The organism is Phormidium pseudopriestleyi FRX01, from assembly GCF_017313335.1.
In the GTDB taxonomy this organism is placed as follows: Bacteria; Cyanobacteriota; Cyanobacteriia; order Cyanobacteriales; family Laspinemataceae; genus Laspinema; species Laspinema pseudopriestleyi.
Window position 1 is genome coordinate 1 of record NZ_JAFLQW010000550.1, and the last position, 5,218, is coordinate 5,218.

1 protein-coding gene is annotated in these 5,218 nt (G+C 47.0%); it reads right to left on the reverse strand.

Annotated elements, in window-relative coordinates; genetic code table 11:
* Positions 1-3,757, reverse strand: a 3,757-nt coding sequence (locus J0895_RS20815) for a calcium-binding protein (protein ID WP_242541469.1), incomplete at its 3' end; no start/stop codon positions are given.
* Between the last annotated feature and the right edge of the window lie 1,461 nt (positions 3,758-5,218).

Genomic DNA, 5,218 nt, shown 5'->3' on the forward strand with positions numbered 1-5,218 from the left:
ATTCCGAGGTGGCAATTAAACTGCTGGAGAGTCCAACTTGGACGAAGTGAGCGAAGGCGCTGCTGTATTCACCGGAGGCGATCGCCTGAGCGACACCGGACTGAGTGAGATAGAAGTCTTCTTCAAATATCTCACAGGACACTTGACCTTCAAAGAATCCCACCTCTACGAAGTAGGCAAAGGCACTGCTGTATTCCCCAGACTCAACGAGTGTCGCCACTTCTGGATATTGTTCCAGATAGAAGGCTTCATCAAACAGAGCGCTACCGACGAGACCCTCGGACAAGCCGACTTCTAGGAAATGCTCAAAAGCACTGCTGTATTCACCCGACTCGATGAGTGCGCCGACTTCCGGATACTGATCCAGATAGAAGGCTTCGTCAAAGAAGGGACTTGGGCTGTTTCCTTGAGCTTCGCCAACGGCGATGAAGTGGTCTAAGGCGCTGCTGTATTCCCCCGAAGCAATCAGGGTAGCGACATTAGTATAGGTCGCTAGATAATACTCTTCGCTAAATACCTTACTGACTTTGGTGACTTTTTCGATGCTGGTGACATCGATTGTGCCTTCGTCTGTGATTTCCACGCCTTCAATACTGATGCTGGGAGCGCCCGTAATCGAAATATTGCTGGCGGTGAGTGCTGAGGTAGACCAGACGTTGACGGCTCCTTTGCCTTCGAGTTTCAGAACCGTCAGGAACTTGGTGCTGACGGTTCCATCTTCAGCAGTTTGCTCTACTTCGCTGACTTTGGCCGCACTTAAAAGTTGTTCAGCAGTCAACGTGCCACCAACGACTTCGATTTTGTCTCCTTCTTCGGCATTGAAGTCGAGAATGGTCGTCCGGTGTTTCGGTTTATTGCCACTCACATCAAGGAGAAAGGTATCACTGCCTTCACCACCGGCGAGGGTATCGGATTTACCACCGCTGGTATAAAGGTAGTCATCGCCACTGCCACCGATCAGCAAGCTCTTACCTTTGCCACCGGCAATCAGGGTGTCATTGCCTTCACTACCGCAGAGGGTATCTTTCTTGTCGCTGCCAATCAGGAGATCATCGCCGTCGCCACCGATCAGCAAGTTTTTGTCTTTATTGCCGATCAGGGTGTCGTTGCCGTCGCCACCGACGAGGGTATCTTGCTTCTTGCTGCCGATGAGTAAGTCATTCCCTTCACCGCCAAACAGAAGTGATTTACCTTTGCCTGCAATCAGGATATCGTCACCGGCATCGCCAATGATGACATCTTTCTTTTTGACCCCCTGAAGCACATCGTTGCCTTCGGTGCCGATGATAGCGTTGGTGGCATTAAACTGGCTGGGGTCTAAGTCGCCGAGTAAGTCGGAGCATTCGGGAATGGTGATGTTGTCGGAGGAGCAGAGGAGTCCATCTTCTTTGCCGACTTTGATATAGTAGGCAAAGGCGGTGGGATATTCTTTGCCTTCGCCAATCAGGGCTTTTTCTTCTTCGGTTAGCTGTTGTAAGAAGAATTCTTCCTTGAAGGTAGCGCTTGCGGTGATGCCAATTTCAATGCCGATACTAATAAAGTGGGTAAAGGCAATCTGGAATTTTTGCGCTTCGGTTGCACCGGAGGGAATTTCCGGCATCTCGAAGTCTGGATTTTGCGCTGCATATTGCTCTAATTGTTCTAAGTAGAACTCGGCATTAAAGTCGGGAAGGGGATTTTGACCTTTTTCAAACCCTTCTTGCATGAAGTATTCAAAGACGCTGGTATATTTCCCACTGACGATCAGTTGTTGAACTTCTGAATATTGCAGTAAGAAGTATTCAGAGTCAAAGAATTGGGTGGGAATATCACCTTGAGCTTGTCCGACTTGCAGGAAGTAGTCGAGGACGCTTTCGTATTCGCCAGAATCGATCAGTTCTTTGATTTGGGGATTTTGCTCTAAGTAGAAGCTCAAATCGAAGAGGGGACTGAAACTCTTCTGGCTGATTTCGGCGTCGAATTGTCCTTCGAGGAGGTAGTATTCGAGGACGCTGCTGAATTGCTTGCCTGATCCGATGAGTTCGCGGATTTGTTCTGACAGTTGAGAGAGGAAGAAGTCTTGGTTAAAGACACCTGTTTTGGCGATCGCTTCTGTTTCTTCAGTCAGTGCTGGATCTTCTTCGTCTGTGGGTTGTTCGCCATCGCTGGGTTGTTCGCCATCGGTGGGGATCGTCGGGGGCACTGGCGGCGGATTGAAGACGATGGGGGAACTGTCGGTGGTCTCTTCTGTGGTAGAGGTTTCGTCGGTTTCTACTTCATCCTCATCCGTCGGCATTTCTGCTTCCGGCATGGGGGGATTCGGCAGGAATCCGCTGAAGAACCCAAACTGGAAGAAGTGGGAAATGACACTGGAGAATTGACCGCTTTGGATGCCTTCGGCTACTTCTTGATACTGTGCTAAGTAACTGTCGATATTGAAGGATTCACTGGGAATTCGTCCTTCAAAGATGCCGTGATTTAAGAAGTGGGAGAAGACGCTTTTAATCTTGCCGGTTTTTAAGGCAGTGGCAACGTCTTTGTTTTGTTGTAGGTAAAATTGCCCGCTGAAAAAGCTGCTGAAAGTGCGGATTTCAAAGCGTCCATATTGGAGCCAGTGGGTGAGTCCGCTGCTAAATTCTCCGGTTTGAACCGCTTCGCTAACGTCTGGATTACTGGCTAAATATTCTTGTTCGTTGTAGGCGAGGTTGGGAGAGCGATTTTCTTTGCAGCCAAATTTGAGGAAATGGTGCAGTCCACTTTCAAAGTTTCCGTTGGCGATCGCCTCTTTGACATCGGAATTACTTTCTACATAGAAAGTGGCATCAAACCCAGCGATGATTTTCCGTTCTTCTTTATATCCAAATTTGTAGGCGTGTTGTAACCCACTCTTGAATAAACCCTGTTCGACAGCTTCAGCAACATCCGGGTTTTCCGCTAAATATTCTTCTTCATCACAATAAGCGGTAACCAGTTCTTTGATTTCCGGATCAACATCGGCATCGTCGTCCATTTCCATTTTTTCGCCATCATCCATTTTTTCGCCATCATCAATGACATCTTCACCGTTATCACCGATCACATCATCACCTTCATTGGTGGTGACTTCTCCATCGTCAGCAACATCATCACCTTCATCAGTGGTGGGGACTTCCCCTTCTGCGACTTCTTCGACTTTGGGTTGGGTTTCGGCAACGGGTTCTTCTGGAGTTTCCTCGGGTTCCGGCACCACTTCAGTTACTGTGGTGGGTGCGATCCCTTCGAGTTTGCTGCTGCCTTCACGATTGTCGGTTCCCACACTGGTGAGGCGTAATCCCAGACTTTGACCTAAAAACTGATCCAAGGTCAAGGTTTCAGTTTCGTGGGATAGGGTAAAGCTGGTGCTGGCAATATCGTCTACGCCGATTCCAGGGGTGCCAATTTCTAGGTTCCCCTCAAAGGAGCTTGGGGTAACAGTCGCATCCTGACTAATATTTGCACTCGATCCAAAGGCGGAATTGGTGACGTTACTGCCGGAGATTTGCAATCCACTGAGTAAGGAATCATCGGCTAAGTTGAAGAATACCCCTCGGATGTCTGCCATCGGTGTGACATCTTGGACGGTGACGTTAATGCCAGCAGCAGTTTCTTCGAGAATCAGTTTGCCACTGGCATTATCTCCGGTGAAGCTACTAACTTCGACGGTGATAGTTTTGGGTGCGGCGGTTTCTTCTGTGCTGGTGGTCGTAACTGTTGTAGTTTCTTCGGTAGTTTCTTCTAGGATGGTATCTTCAGGATTCATAGCAAATTTCCGTAAGTTAATGCAAACAATAGCTGCTTTTGCTGATGCCTTCTAGGGTCAAAGGCGGGTAATAATCCCTCAACTGATTTCTATTCTCAGCAGGGGACGGTTTAATAAAATTTGAGGTTCCCGGTTTCAGGATTTGGTGGCGATCGCCTCTCGTCTTCTTAGGAACTATCCCTGATTTTCGGTAAAAAATAAGTGTTTATTATGGTTACAACCTCAATCCGGTTTTTAGATGTAATCTTGGATCACGTTTCAAAATAAGGACAATAGAATTCATTCTCGGGAGTGAATTTTTGTTTACAATATTCTTGCCTGATTTTCTTTGTCTTAGCTTACCCTAAACATCCGGCGTAGCTCTCCGCAATTCCACGGAAATTATTTTCATAATTCATCAAGATTTAATTCATGGAAACCCCTGAAAAAATCCGTTACAAAGATTTGTTTGTAACGGCTAAAAATTAACCAGTAAAATCATTAAATCCTGATTTTAAATTGGTAATTTTGTTTAAGTTTAATTGACTACGTTACACTTTAAAAAGAGAAATCTTAAGATTCTATAGCAATCCTTGCAGCAGTTGTGGAATGCCCTCACCCCCAACATAAGGCGGCCCAAAGGGGGAGAGGGGAGCAGGAGAGGGCATAAATCATTTAGGATTGCTATATAAATATTTAAAAGGGTCCAGGGTAGCCAGGGTAGATCTTAAGATGAAAAAATCTCTCTTTTTGATGTTACGAATGCTGTCTTTGGCGCAGGGGAAAGAAGGCCGGGGGCAAGGGAGTTAGTTTCACTTAAAATAGGGGGACAGGCAAAGCCAGCATAAAACTTTAGGATTAGGGACAGTTTGAACAAGGGTCTGAAAAAAATCCTGATGGATTGACAGATGGGGGTGAATATAGCCTTTAGACAGAAACTCTATGTTTTCTGATGGGGACTCTCGAGCATCCTGTATTGAGTAGATTTAAAAGAGTCGGGTTTTGTTCCCGGCTTAGAAACTCCGATCCAGATTTGGTGAATGGCATGACAAATGTCGGCAGATCTGAGCAATGGGACCTCTGTTCAACGGGTCATCAGGTCTAGGGACCTCTGGGGGAGATGCGAAATTCAGGACCGGACAAAACCTGATCCCCTCTTTGGATGCAGCGATCGCCTCACCCAATGCGCCAGGAACTTCCCCGAGGTTTAGCCAAACTCCGGGGGATAGGATGGATGAGGGCAAAAGAAATCGCACCCGCTGTAATAGGGGTGCGATCGCTCTATTAATGAATCCCTAGATGTTGTTGATCCCGTCTGAGGACTAAGCTTACATCAGCAAGATTTGACACTCCCACGCTCTTTAGAGCGTGGGATTCTTTAAGAGTCCAGAATCTGAACCTTAAGGGCGTAGTCAAAGCACCCCTACTGACTCCACTAAGATTAAATCCCAGTGTCGCCGCTACCTTTCTTAAGATATTTGC